This is a genomic window from Peptoniphilus sp. HCN-40583 (assembly GCF_037892835.1).
Classification (GTDB): Bacteria; Bacillota; Clostridia; order Tissierellales; family Peptoniphilaceae; genus Aedoeadaptatus; species Aedoeadaptatus rachelemmaiella.
The window spans coordinates 1-23,402 of record NZ_JBBKBU010000022.1; the positions used below are offsets into that span (position 1 = coordinate 1).

Genomic DNA, 23,402 nt, shown 5'->3' on the forward strand with positions numbered 1-23,402 from the left:
GGCGCCGAGAGTCGGCGCCTTTTTGCGTGGTTAATTCATTTTCACCAGTTCTTTTTGGATCCATTTGCCCGCCACGTGGGCGATTTGTTCGATTTTTTGGATTTTCACGAAGCGGTGGCGGAAAAGTGTGTCCGCATTGTCCACGTGGTCGCTGTTTAAGAGGGCGAGGATTTTCACGTTTTTTCGAGCCAGGGCGTCCAGATAGCGGGCCGTATCTTCCAGGGCGGGCTTGTCGGCATAGGCCTTGCCCGGGCGCAGGCCTTTTCCCGCCAGGGGCTTGAAGTCGCTGGGATTGGCGTCAGTGAGCACGATTGAAAGCTGTGGCGCCTTTCCATCGAGAAGGGTGGGGTAGGCTTTAAAGAAGAGGCCGTCGCGGTTCCAGCCCATGGCTTTGTAGCGGAAGATTTGTTTCATGTCGCAGGGATCGTCGTCGTCTTTTAAAATGGTGACGACGGTGGTATCTTCCACCGTTTGGTAGGAGAGGATGCGGTTTCGAATGCCGTTGTTTTCCAGGGATTTGGCGAGGATGTAGGCTTCGATGGCGATGTCCGATTCGATGGCGAGAAGGGAAGCGGAGGCATCGAGGATGAGGTCCACGTGAAAGCTCGGGGCGGGAAGGAGGTTTTTTCGCTCGAAAATGGCGGCGCGACTCGATATTTCAGCGCGAAAGGCGCGTCGGGGAATGAGCTTGCCTCGGCGGGCCACTTCGCCGCCCGTGGTGGTAACAGAAGCCAGTTTCAGCTTAAAGGCCCGGGTCAAGTCGTTGATGGCGCGGTTGTAGCTGCTTTTGTTTTCCTGAAATTTCAGCAGGTGGCGGTTCACAGTGCAGGCGTTTAAATCCTGATCCTGGCTTTTGTCTTTCTCGTCGATGCCGCGGGTAAAGTAGATGCGGGATTTTCTGTGGCCCTCCGTGCAAATGGCGCGGTTCAGGGCAAGGCTCTTTTCGTCGGAGAAAAGGTTTCTGCCGAAGGTTTGTTCGATTTCATCGTCTCGACTTTTTTTCAAGGCGCGAAAGAAATGAAAGAAGAGGGGCATTTCGCCGCCACCGCCGTCGTGAAACATGCCGGGCACATTGTCTCGGGCCACGGAGACGTAGCCGGGAATGGAGAAAAGGTGAATGGCGGGCAAGGGGATCACCGGGGGCCGGGCGTGCTTTCGAAAGCGCAGGTCGCGGGCGAAGAGGGCCTCCACGCGGGCCTGGAGATCCGATGCCGTCGTGTCTTCCGGGAGGCGAAGGTCGCCGTAGATGGCCGCTTCTTTTTTGCTGAGTTTTTTATAGGGCAGGCCGAGGATGTCGTGGGTGCGCTTCATTTCCATAGTGTAGAAGAGGGGCTGCCGCAGGGCCAGGGTGCGCCTGCGCAGGTCGTAGCCGTCGTCTAAAAAGCGGCGGGCGAAGGCGCGTCTGAGATCTGAAAGCACCGGCCGCACCTTCACTTCGCGGTGATAGACGACCTCTTCCAAAAGGTAGAGGGCGAAGAGATCGTATTTCTCTCGGTGAATTTGGCCGGAGAAGGAGGCGAAGAGGCGCTCCAAGGTGTCGGATCCGAAGTATTTTGCGGCAAGACCCAGGATGAAGTTTAAGTAGAAATCATCATTCCCCGCCAGGTCTTTGCCGTAGAGAGAGGGAGTGAAGTGGTAGTTTTCCGCTCCCGCCCACTGAAGGTTGTCGGTTCTGTTTGTTCCGCGGGTGTTCATGGATCAGTCCGCGAGGTCGTCGAAATACAAGGCGTCTTTGAAACGAACCTTGAATAGATCGGCGAGGAGTTCTTCTTCGAAGGGATCGAAGAGTTTGTTCGACAAGGTCATGGTAAGGGCCTTTTTCAGCTCCAGGCCTTCTTTCACCAGATCCAAGGCGTCGAAGAGGCCGCGAATGTCTACGGCGTGGCGGGGAATTTCGTTGGCGGCGGCCTTTTTGTCCATGTCTGCCACGAGGCGGGCCAGGTCGCGAACAAAGGCGGGCTTCAGACGCGGGTGGGTCTCTTCGATTAATTGCTTCAGATCCTCCTCGGCCATGGCGGGCATTTTCAATACGACGAAGCGGGAGAGCAGGGCTTCGTTTAAGTCCCGGGTGCCTTCGTAGCCCTCGTTCATGGTGGCGATGAAGCGGGTAGCCGGGTGGATTTTAATGAGGTCGTAGCCGGGCATATCGATGATGCGGCGGTAGTCCAAGGTGGAGTGGAGCACGGCCAGGGCTTCGTTTTTCGCCATATTGATCTCGTCCAGCACGGCAAAGCCGCCGACTTTCGATGCCATGGTAATGGGGCCTTCCCGGAAGAAGACATTGCCGTCTTTTAAGCTGTCGTCGCCCATAAGGGCTGCGGCGTCGATGCTCATGTGCAGGGACACATTCCACAATGGCCGCTGAAAAAGCTTGGCCAAATTTTCCGCCAGCACGTTTTTTCCCGTGGATTTTTCGCCGACGAGGAGCAGATTTTTCCCGGACAAAATGGCGGCGGTGGCGGCACGCAGGATCTCCTCGCCGTGGTAGCGGAAGCGGGGATCGGGAATGCGGCTCTTGTAGGCCGCGGGAAGGGGATTGCTTTCAATAAATGCTTGAATAGGGTCTGTTTGATTCATGTTCATCTCTCATTTGTTCTTTCACTTCGGTTTGCGTTCAATACATGAACAGGTGGTCTTATATGTATTGTACCACGAAATTCTGCTGCCGTTTATGGGGAGTCTCATAGATAAAGCGGCGAGCGGAAATTTGCCTTGAACAAACAAAGAAAGTGCAACAAAAAAAGCCCGCCGAAGCGGACTCTTTTGTCGAGAAACTCTTCTCTTTAGAAGGGTTCAAAGTTTTGCATGTTCCACCATTCTTGTTGGTAGATGTCGTATTGTTTTTGAAGGGTTTCGACGTGGCTTTCTTCCCATTTCGCTAAGATGTCGAAAAGCTTTTTGGATTCTTCGCTTTCAACTTTGTCTTTTGCTTCGGTGTAGAACTTCACGGAATCTTTTTCCATGTTCAGACCTACGGAGAAGACGGTAACGGCCAAGCGAACCATGTCTTCGTCAACCTTGTCCCATTTGAAGATGCCCGGAGAGGGAACTTCTTTTTTCAGGGTTTCGGGATCGAAGTTAATGCTTCTGGAATCGTCGATGAGCTTTTCGGAGAGGCTCTTTAAATATTCGATGTGATCTTCTTCTTGGCGCGCCAAGTCTAAGAGGGCATCTTTCGTGGAAGAGGGAGCGAATTTTTCTGCAGACAGTTTGTAAAATTCAGCACCTTCCACTTCGTTTAACATCGCTTGTCTTAGAATTTCAACTTCATTTCGCATTGAGGATCTCCTTCATTTTGTTTTCGCCGAATTTCAGGGCGTCTAAGTTCATCTTCATGATCTTTTCACCTTTTTTGCCGTAGAGTTTGTCAACGGCTTTTTCCAAAGCTTCTTGGCTGACCATGTTCAGGATCGTGTTAAATGCGCCGATCATAATCATGTTCAGTACACGGGGGTTGCCGTATTCTTCGGTCAATGCGTTGACGGGCAGGTGGTGAGAAGTAATGTCTTTTCTGGAGGTGTCTTTGCTGACCAGGGAGCTGTTAATGAAGATGTGGCCGCCCGGAGCAACGTAGGATTCAAATTTGTCCAGAGAAGGTTCGTTCATAACGATGGCTGCATCGGCAGTAGAGATGTTCGGTGCGCCGATGGGTTCGTCGGAAATGATGACGGAGCAGTTTGCGGCGCCACCACGCATAGCGGGACCGTAAGAAGGTAACCAGGATACGTGTTTGTTATCGAACATGCCGGCATAGGTCAATAATTGGCCGATACCCATAACGCCTTGGCCGCCGAAGCCGGATACAATTACTCTGTTTGTAGTCATTATAGATCCTCCCCGTTACGCAGATTTCCTAAGGGATAGTAGGGAATCATGTTTTCTTCTAACCATTTCAATGCTTCTGCCGGCGGGTAACCCCAGTTGGTCGGGCAAGCGGAAAGTACTTCGACGATACCGAAGCCTTTGCCTTCTAATTGAATTTCGAAGCAGCGTTTGATGGCTTTTTTCGCTTTGCGGATGTTTGCCGGAGTGTTTACTGCAACACGTTCGACGAATTTTGCGCCGTCGATGGTTGCGAGCATTTCGGCAATGCGAATGGGGCGTCCGGACCAATCAACTTGACGGCCGGTGGGAGAAGTGGTGGTCTTTTGGCCGATCAAGGTCGTGGGGGCCATTTGGCCGCCGGTCATACCGTAGATGGCGTTGTTAACGAAGATGGTGGAAATCTTTTCGCCGCGGTGAGCCGCTTGTACGATTTCGCCGGAACCGATGGATGCCAAGTCGCCGTCGCCTTGGTAGGTGAAGACGAATTTGTCGGGCGTAGAACGTTTGATACCGGTAGCAACAGCCGGTGCACGGCCGTGAGCGGCTTCATACATATCGCAGTTGAAGTATTTGTATGCGAGTACGGCGCAACCTACCGGTGCGATACCGATGGTGTCGCCGGTGAGTCCTAATTCTTCCAAGCATTCAGCCACGAGTTTGTGGATAACGCCGTGGGTACAGCCGGGGCAGTAGTGAGTAGGGACATCGGTTAATGCTTTGCTTTTCGTGTAGATAAGTTTTTCCATTTTACGCCTCCAATAACTTTAAAGCTACGTCTGCGATTTCTTCAGCCGTGGGAATCATACCGCCTTGACGACCGTAGAATTCTACGGGGATTCTGCCGAGAACGGAAAGACGTACGTCTTCGACCATTTGACCTTGGTTCAATTCCACGTCCAAGATGACTTTACATTTGTCATTGATCTTGTCGTAAGCTTCGTTGGGGAAGGGCCAGAGGGTAATGGGGCGCACGTAACCGACTTTGTAGCCTTTGGCTTTTAACAGTTCGCCTGCAGACTTACAAATACGGCTGGTGGTACCGAATGCGGTAAAGACGATATCGGCGTCTTCAACATCGATGACTTCGGCGCGTTTTTCGTTTTCAGAAATGGCTTTGTATTTAGCAATCAACTTCAGGTTGTGTGCTTCCAATTCGTCGGGAGAAAGGAAGAGGGAGTTGATGATGTGGGGTTCGCGCTTGCCTTGGGTACCGGTGGCTGCCCAATCGGATTTGTCGAATGTCTTGGTTTCGAATTTTTTAAATTCGATGGGTTCCATCATTTGACCGAGCATACCGTCGCCGCACATGATGACGGGGGTGCGGTATTGATCTGCCAAGTCGAAGCCTAAGTGAATTAAGTCGACCATTTCTTGGATGGATGCCGGTGCTAAGGTTAAGGTACGATAGTCGCCGTTACCACCGCCGCGCGTGGATTGGAAATAGTCGGTTTGAGACGGTTGGATGGAGCCGAGGCCCGGGCCGCCACGCATCATGTTGATGATCATGCAGGGAAGTTCACAAGCAGCGATGTAGCTGATGCCTTCTTGCATAAGGGAAACCCCGGGAGACGAGGAGCTGGTAGCTACGCGGGTACCGGTACCGGCGGAGCCGTAGATCATGTTGATTGCAGCAACTTCCGATTCGGCTTGCAGGAACGTACCGCCGATTTTCGGTAATTCTCTTGCTAAGTATTCGGGAACTTCGGATTGAGGCGTAATAGGGTAGCCGAAATATGTTTTACAACCGGCGGCGATGAGTGCCGCGCCGACAGCTTCGTTACCTTTGATTAGAATTTTTTCAGACATGTGAGACTCCTTTCACTCTTCGATGCGGTAGACGCTGATGACAGAGTCGGGGCAGATGATAGCACAAGATGTGCATGCGATACAATCATCCGGATTTTTTGCGTAGGCAGGTCTGTAGCCCTTCGGGTTTAATTCGTCGGTTTTAAGAGCCAAGACGTCCTTGGGGCAGACAGAGACGCAGAGGGCGCAACCCTTGCAGTACTCTTGATCGAAAGTGACTTTTCCTTTTGCCATTGGTTTTCCTCCTTATAGCATCCATTGATCTCGGAAATAGAGATCGATGGGAAGAATATACAGATCGTCGTTTGTGCGCGCTCGAACTTCATCGACTAAGTCGCTCTTGCAAACTGTTCCCAACAGAGGCAGGCCTGTTTGGTCGCTGACCGCCTCGGCCAACTTCAAGCCTTCGATAACATCGTCGGCTGTGGTGTGCTTCAGGAAGTGTGCGGTGTTGAACAAGCCGGTAATTTGCGTACCGCTCGTAGCCTGGGTGTCTTCCATAAATTTGATGACCTGCTCAGGCGTTTTTGTTTCCGGGCGGTTGGAGTTGATGACAAAGATTTGTTCATACCCCGTGTCTTCCAAAGTCGGGCGATAGCGGGCGAGGGCGCGAGCACCGGAGGGATTTCCGCCGACGTCGACGATGACTCGCGTATCCTTGTTTAAAAGAATCGCGTCGATCGCCGGATCCAGCGCGGGAATATCCACGGCTCTTGCCTTCACGCCGGTAGAGAGGGTGCGGATCCCCTTTTCATTCATGAGATCATCTTTATCTCTGATGCGGAAGTAGGTATTAATAATATCTAAATCCACGACCGCCACCTCTTCATTCTCCTCGCGAAGTTTGAGGGCCAAGTTGATGGACATTTCCGTTTTACCGCTGCCGAAGTGGCCGGTAATAATGAGAATCCTGTGATGCTTCTTCCAATCCATAATTTCTTCCTTTCTTAAAGAATCGCAGCGAGAAAACATTAGCTTTTTCGGTAACGTTTTCTGCTAAGGACAATATACCATATAAAAGATAATTGCGAAAGGAGTCGTGGAAATTTAGCAAATTACATCTAAATTTTCGTTAAATGGTTTAATATGTAGCGTATTTGGTTATTTTTATAGAAAGATATCTGTTAACGGGAGGGCTTTATGAAAAAGCATACATTTGAACGATATATTATAGATGATAAACAGAAAAGGACAAGGGCCTTTGAAGCGGAAGAAGCGGTGCGTCGATTTAAAAAGCGCCAGTCGGATAGAGTCTTGCCTCTTCTCGGAAAAAAGGCGTCGGCGGCGGTGGCTGCGGCTTTTTTGCGCAGCCTTTCAAACAGGCGGCGCCCCATGTATCTTTCGCGGCGGATTCAGAGGGCCAGGCTTTCGTCTCGACGGCGGTTTTTCACCGGGGCGGATCTGTCCCGGACCGTGCACGAGACGAACTTTCGCCTGCGCCGCTTGAGACGAGGTGAAGGCCGTGGCCGGTAGATACAATCTCTTTTCAGGCATCGGCGAGCAGGCGCTTCGCGAGCATTTAAAGGCGTGCGGTGCGAGAGAAACAACGGTTCGATCAGGAGACTATGTATTTCGCGAAGGCGACGAGGCGAAGGGGCTTTTTATTCTCTTGGGCGGGGCCGTGGAAGTGGAGAAAAACGATTTTACAGGCAAGCGGCAAATGGTGAATCGTTTTTGCCAAAAGGACACGGTCTTCGGCGAGGTGTATCTTTTTTTAGATGACAGGCCCTATGATTTTGCCTGTCGCGCCGTCAAGGACAGCCGTTTCCTCTTTCTGCCGAAGAACGCCTTCGATCCAGCAGGCGGCGACGTGGCGCAGAAAATGACGGCCAATATGCTCACGGTATTGGCGAAGAAGGCGTATTTTCTCAATCAAAAGATGGTGGTGCTTTCGGCGGGGAGCCTTCAGAAAAAAATCGCCCGCCACCTGCTCTTTGTGAATCCCACGGGGGAAGGTTTCGAATTAATGAGTCGGGAGGCGCTGGCGGATTACTTGGCCGTGCCACGGCCTTCTCTCTCTCGCACCCTGATGAAAATGCATCGGGACGGATTTATCGACCTGAAAGGGCGAAACGTGTCCTTTGATCCGAAAACCTTGGAAACTTTATTATTTTAATGGCTTAGGCGTAACAAAAGTTACGTCTATTTTTTTCGCCGGCGCTTATACTGAAAATACGATCAAGCAAAGAAGAAATAGGAGGTAGCTTATGTTTTGTTTTCAATGTCAGGAAACCGCCGGCAATAAAGGCTGTACGGTAAAAGGGGTTTGCGGAAAGACGAAAGACGTGGCGGATCTGCAGGATTTGTTGATTTACGTCACCAAGGGCCTGGCTCAAGTGGCCAATCGCAAGGGGGACTTAGGCGAGATGAAAGAAGCGGTACAAGACCGCATCGCCGACAATCTCTTCACCACCATTACCAATGCGAACTTCAATCCGCAAACGGTGGAAGAATACATTGTAAAGACGCTGGACATGAAAAAGGAATTGGCCGAGGGCATGGCTGATCTTCCCGCCGAAGCTGCATTCGACGTGCGGGAAGGGCTCACGGAAGCGGCGAAAGCCGATGCAATCGGCGTTCTCGCCACGAAAGATGAAGACATTCGCTCTTTAAGAGAACTCATTACCTACGGCTTAAAGGGCACGGCGGCCTACACCCGCCACGCCAATGTGCTGGGATTTAGAGATGACGAGGTTCACGCATTTATGGCGGAAGCCCTGGAAAAAATCACCGACGATAATTTGTCTGTGGAGGATCTCGTGGCCCTCACCTTAAAAACAGGGGAAAACGGCGTGAAGGCCATGGCCCTTTTGGATGAAGCCAACACGACCAAGTACGGCCATCCGGAAATCACGGAAGTATCCCTTGAGCCGCGGAACAATCCGGGGATTTTAATTTCCGGTCACGATTTAAAGGACATGGAAGCGCTCCTCGAACAAACGAAAGGCACCGGCGTGGACGTCTACACCCACTCGGAAATGCTCCCCGCCAACTACTATCCCGCATTTAAGAAATACGACCACTTCGTCGGCAATTATGGCGGCAGCTGGTGGCACCAAAAAGAAGAGTTCGCCTCCTTTAACGGCCCGATTCTCATGACTACCAATTGCATCGTGCCTCCGAAAGAAGGCAGCTATTTGGATCGCCTCTATACCACCGGCGTGGCAAGCTATCCGGGTGCGAAATTTATCGACGAAGACGACAAGGGCCACAAGGATTTCAGTGCCATCATCGAACAGGCCAAGGGCTGCGATGCGCCTGAGAAAATCGAAGAAGGCACCATCGTCGGCGGCTTCGCCCACAATCAAGTCTTCGCTCTCGCAGATGCGGTCGTGGATGCGGTAAAGACCGGCGCCATTAAGAAATTTGTGGTTATGGGCGGCTGCGACGGACGGCAAAGGGACCGCAATTACTACGAAGACTTCGCCAAGGCATTGCCGGATGACACGGTGATTTTAACGGCGGGCTGTGCGAAGTACCGCTACAACAAGTTGCACATGGGCGACATCGGCGGCATTCCCCGCGTCTTAGACGCCGGCCAATGCAACGACTCCTACTCCCTCGCCGTCATCGCCATGAAGCTGCAGGAAATCTTCGGGCTCGCCGACATTAACGAGCTGCCCATCGTCTACAACATCGCCTGGTACGAACAAAAGGCCGTCATTGTGCTTTTGGCCCTCTTGTCCTTAGGCGTAAAAAACATTCACCTGGGGTCGACCCTGCCCGCCTTCTTAAGCGACAATGTGGTGAAGGTGCTGGTGGAAAACTTCAACATCGCCCCCAACGGCACGGTAGAAGAAGACATTCAAAACCTGATCCTGTCCTAAGGATTGGAACAAAAAAAGAAGGAAGGGAATCCTTCCTTCATCCTGATTATGAAACCCGCTTCGAAGCGGGTTTTTTCATGGGCAAAATGAATTTCGCCCCTTATTGCATTGCCTTTACGACAAGGTGCCGTGTTTTTCGTAGGTTGCGATTTGCTTGACGCCGTTGTTTTCGTCCACAAAAACCACCTTCGGCGCGTAGTCCGTAAGCTCCTTGGCCTCGTAGGCGGCGTAGCTCATAATAATCACCTTGTCTCCCACAGAGACCAATCGTGCGGCGGCGCCGTTTAAACAAATCACGCCGCTGTTGCGTTCGCCGGCAATGGTGTAGGTCTCCAAACGGGATCCGTTGTCGATGTCCACCACTTGCACCTTCTGATACTCTCTAATGCCCGAGGCCTCCAGGAGCGCCTCATCGATGGTAATGCTTCCCACATAGTTAAGTTCAGCTTGGGTCACCGTCGCCCGGTGAATTTTTCCCTGTAACATCTCTACTTGCATAATTCTCCTTATAAAATTGTCGGCGGAAAAATCCGCTGGTTTTGCCTGCCCCATAAAAGGGCGAGTATCGTTTAAAAAAATACGATCTCCGGAACATACTATACGCCGATGCGAGAGGCATTGCAATTTATTTTTATTGGTTGTATTTTTATCGGGGGGGGGTACAATACTAATGTAGATACTGTTTTAGAAAGGAGAAATCATGAAAAAATTTGTACTTATCTTGCTGGCCTTGTGCTTTATTCCCACCTTGGCCTTTGCCAACGGCCCGGAAGACGACGACGAATACCCCATCGACGTCTATATTAAGGGCGTTCAAGCCGGCATGTACGAAGGCTTTACCGGCGTGGAAGTGAAGAACGACCGCATCACCCTTCCCGTTCGCGTCGTTGCCGAAGGCCTGGGCGGAAAAGCGGACTGGAACGGCAAGACCCGGGAAGTCACCTTAACCCACGGCAAAAACGTAGTGGTCATGACTATCGGTAAGAAAGCCTACACGATCAACGGCGTGAAGAAGACCATGGACACGGTGCCGCGGATTTCCAAAGACCGCACCTATCTTCCCATGCGCTTCGTCGCCGAAGCTCTCGGCGTGAAGGTTCAATGGGACGAAAAGAACCGCGCGGCCCTTTTCGGCGACATGGACATCGGCAAAAAGGTGAAGGGCGAAAAAGTTCAGGTCTATAAAAACGTCACCGTCACCATTCCCGAAGACAAGAAAGACATGTTCCTGTACAAGGAAGAAAAAATGGATGGCGGCTTTTTGAGAAAGAGCCTGTACGAAAAGAAAAACCACGCCGCCGACGAATCCATCGGCTGGGTGGGCTGCTTCGACATCGCCGACAAACCGGAAGGCGACATTCCCTCTTACGTCGTGGGGCGGATCGGAAACAAGTACCTGATCTTTATCTGCGCCTCCGACGTGCAAACCAGTTTGGAAAACAAGGAATTACAAAAAGCCTACAATGACGCGCGGAAAGAATTGCCGGAAATTCTTTCTACCGTTCAAATTACGAAATAAGCCCATTAGAAAAGACGACGTCCGTTGTGACGCCGTCTTTTTTCGTGCCCGGAAAGGCTATTTGTATTTAGTTTTCGGCGAGGGCTTTTTGCTCTCGGCGGTGTTGCTCGTAGATAATCAAACTCGATGCCGCGGCGATGAGAAGGATGCCGACGATTTCGTGTTTGTAAATAATGTCTCCGAGAAAAATCGCCGCCAGGATCGGCGAGAGAATGGGTTTTACGAAAAAGACCAGAGAGGACACGGCCACGGGATTGGTTTCCACGGCGAAAAGGTGGCTGGCAAAGCCCATGCCCGTAACGAAGACGGAGATGTAGAGAAGAATGAGGATGTTGTCTGCGGCAATGCCCTTTAGAATGGGAATATTCGCGAAGACATCGAGGCCCGCGGATTTCAGGGCACCGGCCACGGGGGCTGTGCGGGAGATCATAATCAAGATGAAAAGTTCCGCCACGCCGAAGAGGAAGGAGCGGGAGGTAATGGTGGGCGCCTTAAAGGGAGCGTCTTTGTAGAGGATTTTTCCCACTAAGGCGTAGAAGGAAAAGGAGAGGGCCGAAATCAACACGATGACGACGCCTAAAAGGGAGCCCTTGAAGTGGGCGGGATTAATGAGCACGAGAAAGCCCACGAAGGACAGGGCCACGGCGAATAGCATGGGCCGATTCATTTTCTCCGTGGTAAAGAAATGGGCCAGGAGCATGGAGAAAAAAGTGTTGGCGCAAAAGAGGACGCCGGCCACGTGGGCGTCGAGGAAGGAGACGGACAAGGTGTAGAAGGTCATGGACACGACGATGCACAAAAAGCCCGTAAAGGCGAAGTGGAGGTAGTCTTTTTTCACCAGTTTGTATGTAAGCGTTGAAAGCTCTTTGCGGCTAATGGGATAGAGCAGTATCCCCGCCACCAAAAAGCGGATAAAGTTTAGTTGAACGGGATTAAAGGCGCCGCCGGTAAATTTAATGGCGACCTCCATAGACGAAAACAGGAATGCAGCTGCGAACACGTATAAATAATTCATCATGTCACCTCCCACTCATTCTATCAAAAATTTTATAAAATGGCGGGGAAAAGGGAAGAAAAATTTACGGGAACGAAAAATTTTTGTGAAAGATTTCACCTTTCTCTTTCGATAAGGGCACGCGCCACAACCTGATTCAACGCATCGAACACCGCCTCTTCGGATCCGGAACCGTCGACGATGGCGTCGCATTGAAGTTTGAAATGTTCCTTGTCGAAGCGGTCTTCATCCCGCCGCTTTATGAGGCGGGCGTGGCGGGTGGCCTCGTCTAAGCGAAGGCCGATGACATAGGCCCCGGCTGCGCGTAGCTCCTCCGCCCCCCTATCGTCTAACACGACGACGGCGTGGCGCGTAGCGCTCCCGATAATCGAAAGAAGATCCGCCTTCGGGATGCCGTATTTCGCACCGTGAATGGCGGTGGGGGCCAAGAGCTCGCCGTTTTTCAGGCGGGCGTCGTAGGTTTTCTCGTCGAGAAAATAATAGTCACGGCCGTTCATTTCCCCTTCCCGCGGCGGTCTTGTGGTGGCGGTAATAATTTTTTCAAAGTTTTTTTCGCGGGCCAAATGGGCGGCCTGGGTGGTTTTTCCCGATCCGGAAGGACCTTGGAGGACGAAGAGCATAATTTGTCCTTTCTATTTATCATTGCTTATCGCATTGAGGGGCAGTTTCTGATATGATGAAAAGGATGGATTTTTATGATCGAGGGCGGTGATTATTCCCGCCTTTGGGTATCATTTAAACAGATAACAATCGGAAACAATCGATACAAGGAGGATACAATGACTATTCGTGTAGGTGTTAATGGGTTTGGCCGCATCGGCCGCGACGTGATTCGCGGAATTTGCTTACGAGACGACCTGCCCTTCGAATTGGTTCAATTAAATGCCAGTGGGGACTGGGAGCTTATGGCCCATCTGTTCCGCCACGATACCATTTACCGCAACTACCCCGGCACCGTCAAGGTAACGGACAAGGGCTTTAACATCGACGGCAAAGACATTATTATTTCCGACGAACGGGATCCCGAAAACATTCCTTGGAAAGAAAACAAGGTGGACATCGTCATCGACACCACCGGCGCATTTAAAGACCGCGACGGTGCGGAAAAACACTTCAAGGCCGGTGCAAAGAAGGTCATCGTATCGGCGCCGACCAAGGGCGAAGACATTACCATCGTCATGGGCGTCAACAGTGATCTTTACGACAACGAAAAGCACCACTTCCTGTCCAATGCGTCTTGCACCACCAACTGCATGGCGCCGGTGACAAAGATTATACTGGATACCTTCGGCATTGAAAAGGGCATGATGACCACGGTCCACGCCTACACCAATGACCAAAAGATCCACGACGCCAAGCACAAAAAAGACTGGCGCAGAGCCCGTGCGGCGGCGGAGAATATTATCCCCACCTCCACCGGCGCTGCCAAAGCCGTGGCACAAGTATTGCCGGAACTGAAGGGCAAACTCGACGGCCACGCCCTTCGCGTACCCGTTCCCACGGGATCCATTACAGACATGGTTTTCGAACTGAAAAAACCCGCTACCGTAGAAGAAATTAACGCAGCCATTAAAAAGGCGGCAGAAGGCCCCATGAAGGGAATTTTGGAATACACGGAAGAGCCCATCGTCTCCTCCGACATTATCGCCAATCCCCACGCTTCGATTTTCGATGCGTCCCTTACCTTGGCCAACGGCAATTTCGTGAAGCTCTTCTCTTGGTACGACAACGAATGGGGTTATAGCCAAAGAGTCATCGACTTGGCAAGCTTAGTTGCAGAAAAGATGTAATAGGAAGTCGAGCTCTTTACGGGCTCGATTTTTTTGGAGGAATTATGGACTTAAAACAATTGGACGTTCAGGGCAAACGCGTCTTGGTGCGCGTGGATTTTAATGTGCCGGTAAAAGACGGCAAGGTGACGGATGTGACCCGTATCGAAGCGGCTCGCCCCACCATCGACTACTTGCTGGATAAGGGCGCATCGGTGATTTTAATGAGCCACCGGGGCCGTCCCAAGGGAACTTACGACGAAGCATTTTCCATGGCGCCTGTATTGAAGGCGGCGGAAAAAGTATTGGATCACAAGATCATTCCCATGTTCTCCGGCGCCGTGGTCGACGAAAATGTTGAGCGCATGGCCCGCGAATTGAAACCGGGTGAGATAGGCCTTTTGGAAAATCTGCGCTTCAGAAATGAAGAAAAGAAAAACGACGACGGTTTTGCTGCTGAATTGGCATCCCTCGCCGACTGTTATGTCAACGACGCCTTCGGCACCGCCCACCGGGCCCACGCATCCAATGTGGGCATCGTGAAGAAATTGCCTGCCGCACTGGGCTTTTTAATGGGCAAAGAAGTGCAGGTGCTTTCCGATTTAATCGAAAAGCCTAAACGTCCCTTCAGGGCCATTTTAGGCGGCGCGAAAGTAAGCGATAAAATTTCCGTCATCGACAATTTAATGAACGTGGTCGATGAAATCTTTATCGTCGGCGCCATGGCCAACACCTTCCTTTTGGCGAAGGGCCACGGTATGGGCGCATCCCTCGTGGAAGTCGACGAAGTGGATCACGCCAAGGAACTCATGGCCAAGGCCGAGAAAAAAGGCGTGGCGTTGAATCTGCCCGTGGATTTGGTTGTAGCCAAGGGCATCGACCAACCGAAGACCGCCCGCACCGCCCATTTGGACGACATTCAGGCCGATGAAATGGCCCTGGATATCGGCGAAGACACGGTAAAAGCCTACGGCGAAGGATTAAAGCACGCCAAGTCCGTCGTATGGAACGGACCGGCCGGCGTCTTTGAAACGGCGCCCTTCGACAAGGGCACTGTGGCACTGGCAAAGATTTTAGGCGATTTGGATGCCGAAGTGGTCATCGGCGGCGGCGATTCCGCGGCGGCCATTAAACAGGCGGGCCTTGAAGATAAGATGAGCCACATCTCCTCCGGCGGCGGCGCCAGCTTGGAATTTTTGGAAGGAAAAATCCTTCCCGCCATCGCCGTTATGAAAGAGGTGTAAGATGAGACGGTTGTTAATTGCCGGAAACTGGAAAATGAACACCACCGTGGTTGAAGGGGAAGCTCTGGCCGAGGCCCTTCGGGACGTGGACACAAGCTCCGTGGACGTGCTCGTGGCCCCGCCATTTACCCACATCGACCGGGTGGCCCGGGCACTTAAGGACACCGATGTCTTCATCGGCGCGCAAAATGTATCGGAAGATACCTACGGCGCCCACACCGGGGAGATCGCGGCGGAAATGCTCGCGGATCTTTCCGTCGATTACGTCATCGTGGGCCATAGCGAATGCCGCGGCCGCGGCGAAAGCGATGAGGCAGTGGCGAAAAAAGCCGCTCGCGCCTTGGATGCGGGCCTTCTTCCCATTATCTGCTTCGGCGAAAGCGAAGCAGTTTACGGATCCGGCGAACGAATCGACTTTTTAAAGAAGCAAGTACAAGATTCCCTTGCGGGAATCGAAGATTTAGATAAAATCACTTTGGCCTACGAGCCCATTTGGGCCATCGGCACGGGCAAAACCGCCGATGCCGCCGATGCCGATGCAGTCATCGGCGCGGTGCGAGCCGCCTTGGATCCAAACGTTCAAGATACGGTGCGGATTCTCTACGGCGGAAGCGTCAAGTCTTCCAATGTGGCGGGCTTTGTGGCGAAGGAAAACATCGACGGCGTGCTCGTCGGCGGCGCCAGCTTAAAGGCCGATGAGTTTAAGGCCATCGTCGGGGAGGCGTCCCATGGTTAAACCCATGCTTCTGGCCATATTAGACGGGCTGGGCCTTGCCGAAGCGGGGCCGAACAATGCCTTTTACATGGCCGAGACGCCCTTTATCGACAGCCTCATGAAAAAGGGCTACGGCGTGCTGGAGGCATCCGGCGAAGCCGTGGGATTGCCTGCGGGACAAATGGGCAATTCCGAAGTGGGCCACACGAACATCGGCGCCGGCCGCATCGTGTATCAAGAGCTTACCCGCATTACGAAAGATGCGGAAGACGGTACCTTAGCGAAAAACAAGGTGCTGAAAGAGGCCTTTGAAAAGGCGAAGGCAGGCGCCCTGCACTTGGTGGGCCTGCTTTCCGACGGCGGTGTGCACTCCCATCGGGATCACCTCTACGCCCTGATTCAACTGGCGAAGGCGGCCGGTGTGGAAAAAATTTACATCCACGGCATTTTAGACGGCCGTGACGTGGCGCCGACATCGGCGCGGGAAGAAGTGAAAAAGCTTCAGGCCAAGCTAAATGCATGGGGCGCCGGTGAACTCGTGAGCCTCGTGGGCCGCTACTACGCCATGGATAGGGACAATCGCTGGGAGCGGGTGGAAAAAGCCTACGACCTCTTCACCTCCGGCGTGGGCCGAGCCTTTACCGACAGCGATTCGATCTTCGCCCTGTCCTACGAGGCGGACAACACCGACGAATTTTTCGAGCCCGCCTATTTGGAACGTGAGGGCAAGGCCGTGGGCCGCATGGAAGACGGCGACGTGTTCTTGTTCTACAATTTCCGCCCGGACCGGGCGCGGGAAATCGTGCGTGCCTTTGCCGATGAAGGCTTCGATCAATTCGATCGAAAAGTTTATCCTCATATGCACGTGGTCACCATGATCGATTACGACGACACCATTCCCAACACCCACGTGATCTATCCTAAGGAAGAAATTAAAGACACCCTCGGCGAAATCTTGGCTCGTGAGGGCATGAAGCAATTGCGCATCGCCGAAACGGAAAAATACGCCCACGTCACCTTCTTTTTAAACGGCGGCAGGGAAAATCCCTTTAAAGGGGAGTACCGCATTTTGATCCCTTCGCCGAAAGTGGCCACCTACGATATGGAACCGGGGATGCGGGCGGAGCTGGTGAGCAGCCATTTAATCAACGCCATTGAAAAAGATTTGGCCGATGTGTACATCGTGAACTACGCCAATCCCGACATGGTCGGCCACACGGGAAACCTCGATGCGGCCATTAAGGCCGTGGGCGTGGTGGACAAATGCCTGGAATCGGTGGTAGAAACCATTCGCAAAAAAGGCGGGCGGGCGTTGATTACGGCGGATCACGGCAATTGCGACGTGATGAAAGATGAAGCGGGAAATCCCGTTACCTCCCACACCACCAACCCCGTCTTCCTCATTCCCGTGGGATTTGATCGGGCGCTGGATGACGGCGTTCTCGCCGACATCGCCCCCACCATGCTTGAGGAATTAAAGATAAAACAACCCGAGGCCATGACCGGCCGCAGTTTATGGAAATAAGGAGCAAATATGAGCAGCATTATCGAAGTTTATGGTCGCGAAGTCTTAGACAGCCGCGGAAACCCCACGGTGGAAGTGGAAGTGTACACGGCGGCCGGCGGTTTCGGCCGGGCCATCGTTCCCTCCGGCGCCAGCACCGGCGCCTACGAAGCCATCGAATTGCGCGACGGCGGCGATCGCTACCTGGGCAAGGGCGTTGAAAATGCCGTGGCCCACATTAATGAAGTCATCGCCCACGAAATTCTCGACTACGACGTATTGGATCAATTGGGCATCGACGAAGCCCTCTTGGATTTAGACGGCACGGAAAACAAGGCAAAGCTCGGTGCCAACGCCATTTTAGGCGTGTCTCTCGCCGTGGCCAAAGCTGCCGCAGACGAATTGGGCCTGCCTTTGTATCAATACATCGGCGGCGTCGGCGCCCGCACCTTGCCTGTGCCCATGATGAATATTTTAAACGGCGGGGAACACGCCGATAACAATGTAGACATTCAGGAATTTATGATTATGCCCGTCGGCGCCGAAAGCTTCAAAGAAGGCTTGCGCATGGGCGCCGAAGTGTATCACCACCTGAAAAAAGTCATTAAATCCAAGGGCCTTTCCACCGGCGTCGGCGACGAAGGCGGCTTCGCTCCCGACTTAAAGAGCAATGTGGAAGCGTTGGAACTCATCGTGGAAGCCGTGACAGAAGCGGGCCTAACTCCCGGAGAAGACATTGTCTTTGCCCTGGACGTAGCCGCATCGGAAATGTACGATAGCGACAAAAAGGTCTATGTATTAAAAGGCGAAGGCAAAGAGCTTACGGCGGAAGAAATGGTGGCATGGTATGAAGACATCGTGAGCCGCTTCCCCGTGAAGAGCATCGAAGACGGCCTGGATGAAGACGATTGGGAAGGCTGGAAAATGCTCACCGAACGTCTGGGCAAGAAGATTCAATTAGTAGGCGACGATTTATTCGTCACCAATGTGAAGCGCTTGGCGCGAGGCATCGAAGAAGGCGTGGGCAATTCCATTTTAATTAAGCTGAATCAAATCGGCAGCCTCACAGAAACCATCGACGCCGTGAACATGGCCCACCGGGCGTCTATGACGGCGGTCATCAGCCACCGAAGCGGCGAAACGGAAGATGCAACCATCGCCGATTTGGCCGTGGCACTGAATACGGGACAAATTAAAACCGGCGCGCCGGCGAGAACCGATCGCGTCGCCAAGTACAATCAACTCCTTCGAATCGAAGATGAATTGGGCGAATTGGCCCGCTACGAGGGAAAAAATCTGTTTAGATAAGAGGTCATTATGATTTTATATTTAATGCGACACGGCAAGGCGGAAGACGTGGCTTCCCGCGATGAAGAGCGCGCCTTGACCCGGGAAGGTATTTTTCAAGCGGAAGACACGGCGGAAGCTTTCTTGCGCAGGGAATGGCCCCTGCCCCAAAAGATCATCGTTTCGGAATATAAGCGCGCCGTGGAAACGGCGGAGGTTATGGCGAAGAAATTAGGCGTACACGACGTGAAGGTCGTGAGCTACAAAGACGCCACCCGCTGGCGGAACATGAAGACCTACATTACCGACGAGCCCATTTTGTTTATCGCCCATCAACCCTCTTTGGGCTACACCATCGAAGAGATCACCGGTGAAGTGGTGGCCGTGAGAAAAGCGAGCCTTCACAAAATCGAGTATGATCCCATTTTGGACAAGGGCGTTTATGTAGACAAAATTGAAAGGGTGAGGTCGTGAATTACGCACACACCTGTATTCGCGTCAAGGATTTAGAGGCTTCCATCGCTTTTTACGAAAAGGCCCTGGGCTATCATGTGACCCGCGAAAAAGACCACAGTGCCGACGGCTTTAAGTTGGTCTATTTGGCCCTGGAAGGGGACAAGGCGGAGCTTGAGCTTACCTACAATATCGGCCACGGCGCCTACGACATCGGCGACGGCTACGGCCACGTGGCTGTGGAAAGCGACGATCTGGAGGCGGATCATGCCCGCATGAAGGCGGAAGGCTTTGATGTGACGGAATTAAAAGGCCTGCCCGGCGAAGCGCCCCGCTACTTTTTCGTCACGGATCCCGACGGCTATAAGACGGAAGTGATTCGTCGAGGGATTTGATGACAAAAGCCGTAAACCATGGTTTGCGACGGCTTTAAATATGATACAATAAGAACGCTCGGAGTGTATGCTCCCGGCGTTCTATTTGTATTATGAGGACTGAGGTCCTTTCAATAAATCAGCAGAAGTAAGGGGAGAATATTTTTGGAAAAAATCGTCGTGGAAAAAAGTCCTGCCCTAAAGGGGCGCGTACGCATTAGCGGAGCGAAAAATGCCGCCTTGCCTATTCTGGCCGCCTGTCTTTTAGGGACAGAGGATATTTACCTGGAAGAAGTGCCGGAGCTTCAAGACGTGCACATTATGTGTCAGGTTCTCGAGGCTTTGGGCAGCGAAGTGGAAGTTTTGGGCAAAGGCAAGCTCAAGATTAATTCCGCAGGTCTCTCGGAATACAAGACGCCTTTCGAATTAATGAACAAGATGCGGGCATCTTTTCTCGTCATGGGGCCCTTGCTCGCCCGCGTGGGCAAGACGGAAAACTCCCTTCCCGGAGGGTGTTCCATCGGCGCGAGGCCAATCGACTACCACTTAAAAGGCTTCCGCGCACTGGGTGCGGAGATTCACGAAGACATCGGAAACATTACCGCCTCCTGCGACAAGCTCGTAGGCGAAAAGATCTATCTCGACTTCCCCTCCGTCGGCGCCACGGAAAACATTATGATGGCGGCGGTACTGGCCGAAGGGGAAACGGTTATCGACAATGCGGCCAAGGAGCCGGAGATCGTGGATCTTTCCAATTTCCTGAGAAAGCTCGGCGCCAAAGTTACCGGTGCCGGCACATCCACCATTCGTATCGTCGGCGTCGAGCGATTAGGCGGCGCGCGCCACGCCATTATTCCCGACCGCATCGAAGCGGGCACCTTTATGGTGGCGGCGGCCATTACCGGCGGCGATGTCCTCGTGGAAAATGTCATAACCAATCACATTAAGCCCGTCATCGCCAAGCTGAAAGAATCCGGCGCCGAAGTCATCGAAGAAGGGGAGAATGTCCGCGTCATCGGCCGGGCCATTCCCGAAGCCATCGACATTAAGACCCTGCCCTATCCTGGCTTTCCCACGGATATGCAGGCCCAATTTATGGCCTATATGACCCAGTGTAAGGGCAGCAATGTGACCATCGAGACGGTATTCGAAAACCGCTTTATGCACGTGGAAGAATTTGAAAAAATGGGGGCGGACATTAAAATCGACGGCAGAAGCGCCGTGGTCATCGGGCCGAAGCATTTAAAAGGCGCCCACGTCCGCGCCAGCGATTTGCGCGCCGGAGCCGCACTGATTCTCGTGGGCCTGGTGGCGGAAGGCAAGACCCATATTCATGACATCTACCACATCGACCGAGGCTATGAAGACATCGAAGAGAAGTTCAGAAATCTCGGTGCCGTCATTTCCCGGGTGGAAAGCGACGAGGTATAAAAGGAAATTTTGATTCCGCCGATTTTCTTTCGGGTATACTTTATCCAAACAGTATACAGCCTGAAGAAGACCATGATGAAAAGGAAGTGATCGTTCATGAAGAAAAAATTTGCGGCAGTGGCCCTGGCTATGGCCATGCTGCTCACGGCCTGCGGCGGTGGCGGCTCGAAGACGGCGGAAAAGGACAAGGACACCTTGGTTATCGCCCAAGCCTCCGATGCCGAGTCCATGGACCCCACCATTCAAAACAGCATTTACGCAGAAAACATCATTAAACAAATTTACGATCCCCTGGTGGTTCGTAAACCCGACGGCACCATGGAAAACCGCCTGGCGGAATCCATCGAACAGCCCGATGATGTCACTTATGTCATTAAGTTGAAAGAAGGCGTGAAGTTTTCTAACGGCGAAGACTTTACTTCCGAAGACGTGGCCTACACCTTAAACCGCGTGGCTCAATCGGATGCTTACGGCTACATTTTCGGCCAAATCGATCCCAACAGCTACGACACCTCGGATCCTCACGTCATTAAATTTAAATTAAAGGCACCGGATGCCACCTTTAAGGCGGCTTTGGCCCACCCGGCGGCATCGATTGTAGATAAGACCACCACGGAAAAAGATCCTGAAGCCCTGGGAACCAATCCCGTAGGTACCGGCCCCTTTAAGTTGGACGACTGGAAGAAGTTGGACAACACCGCCCTCAGCTACAATGAAAATTACTGGGGCGAAAAACCGGCCTTTACGAAAATGGTCTTCCGCATTATTCCGGAAGATGCCAACCGCGTCATCGAATTGGACAGCGGCCAGGCGGACATCGCCATGGAAGTGGCGCCCAACGACGCATCCAAGGTGGAAGACAATAAAGACCTGGCCCTTTACACGAAGCTGGACAACTCCGTACACTTTATCGGCCTCACCGTGGATCGGGGTATTTTCAAAGACCCGAAGGCCAGAGAAGCCATGACCTACGCTTTGGATATGCAAGCCATCATCGATGCGGTTTACATGGGCCACGGCAAAGTCGCCACGGGACCGGTGAACCCGAATATTTCCTACTCCATTTCCGATTCCATTAAGCCCGAAAAGCGGGACATCGAAAAGGCCAAGGCCCTCTTAAAAGAAGCCGGGGTCAAGGAAGGGGATACGGTGAAGCTTTATGTTCACGACCAACAAGCCAGAAAGGACATGGCGACGATTATTCAATCCCAATTGGCCGAAGTCGGCTTAAATGTTGAAATCAACGCCATGGAATGGAACGCCTATATGTCCGCCCTCGGCAAGCCCGACCACGAACACGATATGTTCATTATGAGCTGGTCGCCTTCCGTTGTGGATCCCCACTATCCCCTTTACGCCACCTATGCCACGGCGAAAAAAGGTGTGGGACCGAACTTTATGTTCTACGGCAATCCGGAACTGGATGCTTTAATCGAAAAGGGCCTGAGAGCACCTGAAGAAGAACGGGCAGCGGTTTACAAAGAAGCCCAAGAGCTGGTTATTAAAGAACGCCCGGCCATCTTCGCCCTTTACGGTGAGCAAATTATCGGCGCACAAAAGAACATTAAGAACTTTGAGCCCGATCCCTGCGGCAGCAACGAGTTTTACCACATTACGTTTGAATAAACCACGACGATAAAGGCTCCCTCGGGAGTCTTTATTACATAAGATGTATGAAATGTATGGAAAGAGGAGAGCATGAGCAAATTTATCCTTCGACGACTCCTACTCATGGTGCCCACCATGTTGGGCGTGAGCTTCATCATTTTCGGCCTCCTGTATTTAACCCCCGGCGATGCGGCGGTGGCGAAGTTGGGACAACAGGCGCCGCCGGAAGCCATCGAGGCGTATCGGGAAAAACTGGGTCTGAACGATCCCTTTATCGTTCAATACGGACGCTACATGAAAGGGGCCCTTCACGGCGATTTGGGCAAGAGCTACCTCTCCGGCGCCGACGTAGGGGACACGCTGAAGGAATATTTCCCCGCCACGGTGAAGCTTACGGTCTTTTCTTTGGCCGTGGCCGTGATCTTCGGGATTTTGTTCGGCGTCTTAAGCGCCGTGTACAAGTATTCCTGGATCGACAAGATTTCCATGTTTTTCGGCATGATCGGTCTGTCCATGCCTATTTTCTGGTCGGGGATGCTTTTTATCCTCCTGTTTTCCGTGAAATTAGGTTGGCTGCCCTCCTCGGGGCTGCGCTCTTTTAAGCACTTAATTTTGCCGGGCTTCGCCCTCGGCTTTCAATCCATGGCCGTGATTATGCGCCAAACCCGCTCCTCCATGCTGGAGGTGCTGAGCAGAGATTACATTCGCACGGCGCGCTCCAAGGGGCTCAGAGAGCACTACATTCTCTTCGTTCACGCCCTGAAAAACGCCATGATTCCCGTACTCACCAGCGCCGGACTTTTGACCGGTTCCTTAATCGGCGGCAGTGTCTTGACGGAAACCATCTTCTCCATTCCGGGCATCGGTCGCCACATGGTGCAAAGTATTTCCGCCATGGACTACCCCATGATTTTAGGGGCGGTGCTCTTGATTTCCCTTTCCTACTGCGTGCTCAATTTGATCGTGGACATTCTCTACGGCTTCTTGGATCCCCGCGTGCGCAGCCAGTACCAATAAGGAGGCCC

Annotated in this window: 25 protein-coding genes; 14 read left to right on the forward strand and 11 right to left on the reverse strand. The window is 52.5% G+C overall.

Features of this window, described 5'->3' with window-relative positions:
* Positions 1 to 30 precede the first annotated feature (30 nt).
* The 8 genes from WKT05_RS07480 to WKT05_RS07515 all read right to left on the reverse strand — a co-directional run bounded on the left by WKT05_RS07480 (position 31) and on the right by WKT05_RS07515 (position 6,564).
* The gene (locus WKT05_RS07480; RefSeq protein ID WP_340413583.1) at positions 31 to 1,695 is read right to left on the reverse strand and encodes a VWA domain-containing protein; all 1,665 of its coding nucleotides are present in this window, start codon (positions 1,693 to 1,695) and stop codon (positions 31 to 33) included.
* A gap of 3 nt (positions 1,696 to 1,698) precedes the next feature.
* Positions 1,699 to 2,577 (reverse strand): MoxR family ATPase, encoded by an 879-nt coding sequence (locus WKT05_RS07485; protein WP_340413584.1) that lies wholly within the window; start codon positions 2,575 to 2,577, stop codon positions 1,699 to 1,701.
* Between the two features lie 206 nt (positions 2,578 to 2,783).
* Positions 2,784 to 3,278, reverse strand: coding sequence for a ferritin-like domain-containing protein (locus WKT05_RS07490; protein WP_340413585.1), 495 nt, complete (start codon positions 3,276 to 3,278; stop codon positions 2,784 to 2,786).
* Positions 3,268 to 3,825, reverse strand: coding sequence for a 2-oxoacid:acceptor oxidoreductase family protein (locus WKT05_RS07495; RefSeq protein WP_340413586.1), 558 nt, complete (start codon positions 3,823 to 3,825; stop codon positions 3,268 to 3,270). The genes WKT05_RS07490 and WKT05_RS07495 overlap by 11 nt, the downstream gene beginning before the upstream one ends.
* Positions 3,825 to 4,571, reverse strand: a complete 747-nt coding sequence (locus tag WKT05_RS07500; RefSeq protein WP_340413587.1) for a thiamine pyrophosphate-dependent enzyme — start codon at positions 4,569 to 4,571, stop codon at positions 3,825 to 3,827. Before WKT05_RS07500 ends, WKT05_RS07495 begins: the two co-directional genes overlap by 1 nt.
* 1 nt (position 4,572) lies before the next feature.
* Complete coding sequence (locus WKT05_RS07505; protein WP_215508694.1) at positions 4,573 to 5,631, reverse strand: 3-methyl-2-oxobutanoate dehydrogenase subunit VorB; 1,059 nt, start codon at positions 5,629 to 5,631, stop codon at positions 4,573 to 4,575.
* Positions 5,632 to 5,643: 12 nt separating this feature from the next.
* On the reverse strand, positions 5,644 to 5,865 hold the full coding sequence (locus tag WKT05_RS07510; RefSeq protein ID WP_108831611.1) for a 4Fe-4S dicluster domain-containing protein: 222 nt from the start codon (positions 5,863 to 5,865) through the stop codon (positions 5,644 to 5,646).
* A gap of 12 nt (positions 5,866 to 5,877) precedes the next feature.
* Entirely contained in the window at positions 5,878 to 6,564 is a 687-nt protein-coding gene (locus WKT05_RS07515) for a nucleotide-binding protein (protein ID WP_215508693.1), read from the reverse strand.
* A gap of 207 nt (positions 6,565 to 6,771) precedes the next feature.
* On the opposite strand from WKT05_RS07515, the gene WKT05_RS07520 reads away from it, so the two are divergent.
* The 3 genes from WKT05_RS07520 to hcp all read left to right on the forward strand — a co-directional run bounded on the left by WKT05_RS07520 (position 6,772) and on the right by hcp (position 9,458).
* Entirely contained in the window at positions 6,772 to 7,104 is a 333-nt protein-coding gene (locus tag WKT05_RS07520) for a hypothetical protein (RefSeq protein ID WP_340413588.1), read from the forward strand.
* Positions 7,094 to 7,747, forward strand: a complete 654-nt coding sequence (locus WKT05_RS07525) for a Crp/Fnr family transcriptional regulator (protein WP_340413589.1) — start codon at positions 7,094 to 7,096, stop codon at positions 7,745 to 7,747. The genes WKT05_RS07520 and WKT05_RS07525 overlap by 11 nt, the downstream gene beginning before the upstream one ends.
* A 91-nt stretch (positions 7,748 to 7,838) precedes the next feature.
* Positions 7,839 to 9,458 (forward strand): hydroxylamine reductase, encoded by a 1,620-nt coding sequence (gene hcp / locus WKT05_RS07530; protein WP_340413590.1) that lies wholly within the window; start codon positions 7,839 to 7,841, stop codon positions 9,456 to 9,458.
* A 114-nt stretch (positions 9,459 to 9,572) separates the two neighbouring features.
* On the opposite strand, the gene panD is transcribed toward hcp, so the two are convergent.
* A complete protein-coding gene (panD, locus tag WKT05_RS07535) occupies positions 9,573 to 9,956 on the reverse strand; it encodes an aspartate 1-decarboxylase (protein WP_340413591.1) in 384 nt (127 codons plus the stop codon).
* A 202-nt stretch (positions 9,957 to 10,158) separates the two neighbouring features.
* Here panD and WKT05_RS07540 point away from each other — a divergent pair, with 202 nt between their 5' ends.
* A complete protein-coding gene (locus WKT05_RS07540; protein ID WP_340413592.1) occupies positions 10,159 to 10,977 on the forward strand; it encodes a copper amine oxidase N-terminal domain-containing protein in 819 nt (272 codons plus the stop codon).
* Positions 10,978 to 11,044: 67 nt separating this feature from the next.
* Here the strand turns inward: WKT05_RS07540 and WKT05_RS07545 are convergent, their stop codons facing one another.
* Both WKT05_RS07545 and WKT05_RS07550 read right to left on the reverse strand, forming a co-directional pair.
* Positions 11,045 to 11,995 carry a DMT family transporter gene (locus WKT05_RS07545; RefSeq protein WP_340413593.1) on the reverse strand — a complete coding sequence of 317 codons (951 nt, stop codon included), beginning with the start codon at positions 11,993 to 11,995 and terminating at the stop codon, positions 11,045 to 11,047.
* Positions 11,996 to 12,087: 92 nt separating this feature from the next.
* Positions 12,088 to 12,612 carry a hypothetical protein gene (locus tag WKT05_RS07550; protein WP_340413594.1) on the reverse strand — a complete coding sequence of 175 codons (525 nt, stop codon included), beginning with the start codon at positions 12,610 to 12,612 and terminating at the stop codon, positions 12,088 to 12,090.
* A 159-nt stretch (positions 12,613 to 12,771) separates the two neighbouring features.
* On the opposite strand from WKT05_RS07550, the gene gap reads away from it, so the two are divergent.
* The 10 genes from gap (at position 12,772) to WKT05_RS07600 (ending at position 23,394) form a co-directional block, all read left to right on the forward strand.
* Positions 12,772 to 13,782: a type I glyceraldehyde-3-phosphate dehydrogenase gene (gap, locus tag WKT05_RS07555; RefSeq protein WP_215508686.1), complete on the forward strand. Its 1,011-nt coding sequence runs from the start codon at positions 12,772 to 12,774 to the stop codon at positions 13,780 to 13,782.
* A gap of 44 nt (positions 13,783 to 13,826) precedes the next feature.
* Positions 13,827 to 15,005: a phosphoglycerate kinase gene (locus tag WKT05_RS07560; RefSeq protein WP_340413595.1), complete on the forward strand. Its 1,179-nt coding sequence runs from the start codon at positions 13,827 to 13,829 to the stop codon at positions 15,003 to 15,005.
* Position 15,006: 1 nt separating this feature from the next.
* Complete coding sequence (tpiA, locus tag WKT05_RS07565) at positions 15,007 to 15,741, forward strand: triose-phosphate isomerase (RefSeq protein ID WP_215508684.1); 735 nt, start codon at positions 15,007 to 15,009, stop codon at positions 15,739 to 15,741.
* The gene (gene gpmI, locus WKT05_RS07570; protein WP_340413596.1) at positions 15,734 to 17,245 is read left to right on the forward strand and encodes a 2,3-bisphosphoglycerate-independent phosphoglycerate mutase; all 1,512 of its coding nucleotides are present in this window, start codon (positions 15,734 to 15,736) and stop codon (positions 17,243 to 17,245) included. The genes tpiA and gpmI overlap by 8 nt, the downstream gene beginning before the upstream one ends.
* Positions 17,246 to 17,254: 9 nt before the next feature.
* On the forward strand, positions 17,255 to 18,532 hold the full coding sequence (gene eno / locus WKT05_RS07575) for a phosphopyruvate hydratase (protein ID WP_340413598.1): 1,278 nt from the start codon (positions 17,255 to 17,257) through the stop codon (positions 18,530 to 18,532).
* A 9-nt stretch (positions 18,533 to 18,541) separates the two neighbouring features.
* Positions 18,542 to 18,985 (forward strand): SixA phosphatase family protein, encoded by a 444-nt coding sequence (locus WKT05_RS07580; protein ID WP_340413599.1) that lies wholly within the window; start codon positions 18,542 to 18,544, stop codon positions 18,983 to 18,985.
* Positions 18,982 to 19,359 (forward strand): lactoylglutathione lyase, encoded by a 378-nt coding sequence (gene gloA, locus WKT05_RS07585; protein ID WP_340413600.1) that lies wholly within the window; start codon positions 18,982 to 18,984, stop codon positions 19,357 to 19,359. Before WKT05_RS07580 ends, gloA begins: the two co-directional genes overlap by 4 nt.
* A 144-nt stretch (positions 19,360 to 19,503) precedes the next feature.
* On the forward strand, positions 19,504 to 20,769 hold the full coding sequence (gene murA, locus WKT05_RS07590) for a UDP-N-acetylglucosamine 1-carboxyvinyltransferase (RefSeq protein WP_340413601.1): 1,266 nt from the start codon (positions 19,504 to 19,506) through the stop codon (positions 20,767 to 20,769).
* Between the two features lie 96 nt (positions 20,770 to 20,865).
* Positions 20,866 to 22,395 carry an ABC transporter substrate-binding protein gene (locus tag WKT05_RS07595; RefSeq protein WP_340413603.1) on the forward strand — a complete coding sequence of 510 codons (1,530 nt, stop codon included), beginning with the start codon at positions 20,866 to 20,868 and terminating at the stop codon, positions 22,393 to 22,395.
* A 72-nt stretch (positions 22,396 to 22,467) separates the two neighbouring features.
* Positions 22,468 to 23,394 carry an ABC transporter permease gene (locus WKT05_RS07600; RefSeq protein WP_340413604.1) on the forward strand — a complete coding sequence of 309 codons (927 nt, stop codon included), beginning with the start codon at positions 22,468 to 22,470 and terminating at the stop codon, positions 23,392 to 23,394.
* Positions 23,395 to 23,402: the final 8 nt, after the last annotated feature.

Coding starts and splice junctions, on each gene's coding strand:
- WKT05_RS07480 (WP_340413583.1), bottom strand. CDS start 1,695: ATGAACACCCGCGGAACAAACAGAACCGACAACCTTCAGTGGGCGGGA.
- WKT05_RS07485 (WP_340413584.1), bottom strand. CDS start 2,577: ATGAATCAAACAGACCCTATTCAAGCATTTATTGAAAGCAATCCCCTT.
- WKT05_RS07490 (WP_340413585.1), bottom strand. CDS start 3,278: ATGCGAAATGAAGTTGAAATTCTAAGACAAGCGATGTTAAACGAAGTG.
- WKT05_RS07495 (WP_340413586.1), bottom strand. CDS start 3,825: ATGACTACAAACAGAGTAATTGTATCCGGCTTCGGCGGCCAAGGCGTT.
- WKT05_RS07500 (WP_340413587.1), bottom strand. CDS start 4,571: ATGGAAAAACTTATCTACACGAAAAGCAAAGCATTAACCGATGTCCCT.
- WKT05_RS07505 (WP_215508694.1), bottom strand. CDS start 5,631: ATGTCTGAAAAAATTCTAATCAAAGGTAACGAAGCTGTCGGCGCGGCA.
- WKT05_RS07510 (WP_108831611.1), bottom strand. CDS start 5,865: ATGGCAAAAGGAAAAGTCACTTTCGATCAAGAGTACTGCAAGGGTTGC.
- WKT05_RS07515 (WP_215508693.1), bottom strand. CDS start 6,564: ATGGATTGGAAGAAGCATCACAGGATTCTCATTATTACCGGCCACTTC.
- WKT05_RS07520 (WP_340413588.1), top strand. CDS start 6,772: ATGAAAAAGCATACATTTGAACGATATATTATAGATGATAAACAGAAA.
- hcp (WP_340413590.1), top strand. CDS start 7,839: ATGTTTTGTTTTCAATGTCAGGAAACCGCCGGCAATAAAGGCTGTACG.
- panD (WP_340413591.1), bottom strand. CDS start 9,956: ATGCAAGTAGAGATGTTACAGGGAAAAATTCACCGGGCGACGGTGACC.
- WKT05_RS07540 (WP_340413592.1), top strand. CDS start 10,159: ATGAAAAAATTTGTACTTATCTTGCTGGCCTTGTGCTTTATTCCCACC.
- WKT05_RS07545 (WP_340413593.1), bottom strand. CDS start 11,995: ATGATGAATTATTTATACGTGTTCGCAGCTGCATTCCTGTTTTCGTCT.
- WKT05_RS07550 (WP_340413594.1), bottom strand. CDS start 12,612: ATGCTCTTCGTCCTCCAAGGTCCTTCCGGATCGGGAAAAACCACCCAG.
- gap (WP_215508686.1), top strand. CDS start 12,772: ATGACTATTCGTGTAGGTGTTAATGGGTTTGGCCGCATCGGCCGCGAC.
- WKT05_RS07560 (WP_340413595.1), top strand. CDS start 13,827: ATGGACTTAAAACAATTGGACGTTCAGGGCAAACGCGTCTTGGTGCGC.
- tpiA (WP_215508684.1), top strand. CDS start 15,007: ATGAGACGGTTGTTAATTGCCGGAAACTGGAAAATGAACACCACCGTG.
- gpmI (WP_340413596.1), top strand. CDS start 15,734: ATGGTTAAACCCATGCTTCTGGCCATATTAGACGGGCTGGGCCTTGCC.
- eno (WP_340413598.1), top strand. CDS start 17,255: ATGAGCAGCATTATCGAAGTTTATGGTCGCGAAGTCTTAGACAGCCGC.
- WKT05_RS07580 (WP_340413599.1), top strand. CDS start 18,542: ATGATTTTATATTTAATGCGACACGGCAAGGCGGAAGACGTGGCTTCC.
- WKT05_RS07595 (WP_340413603.1), top strand. CDS start 20,866: ATGAAGAAAAAATTTGCGGCAGTGGCCCTGGCTATGGCCATGCTGCTC.
- WKT05_RS07600 (WP_340413604.1), top strand. CDS start 22,468: ATGAGCAAATTTATCCTTCGACGACTCCTACTCATGGTGCCCACCATG.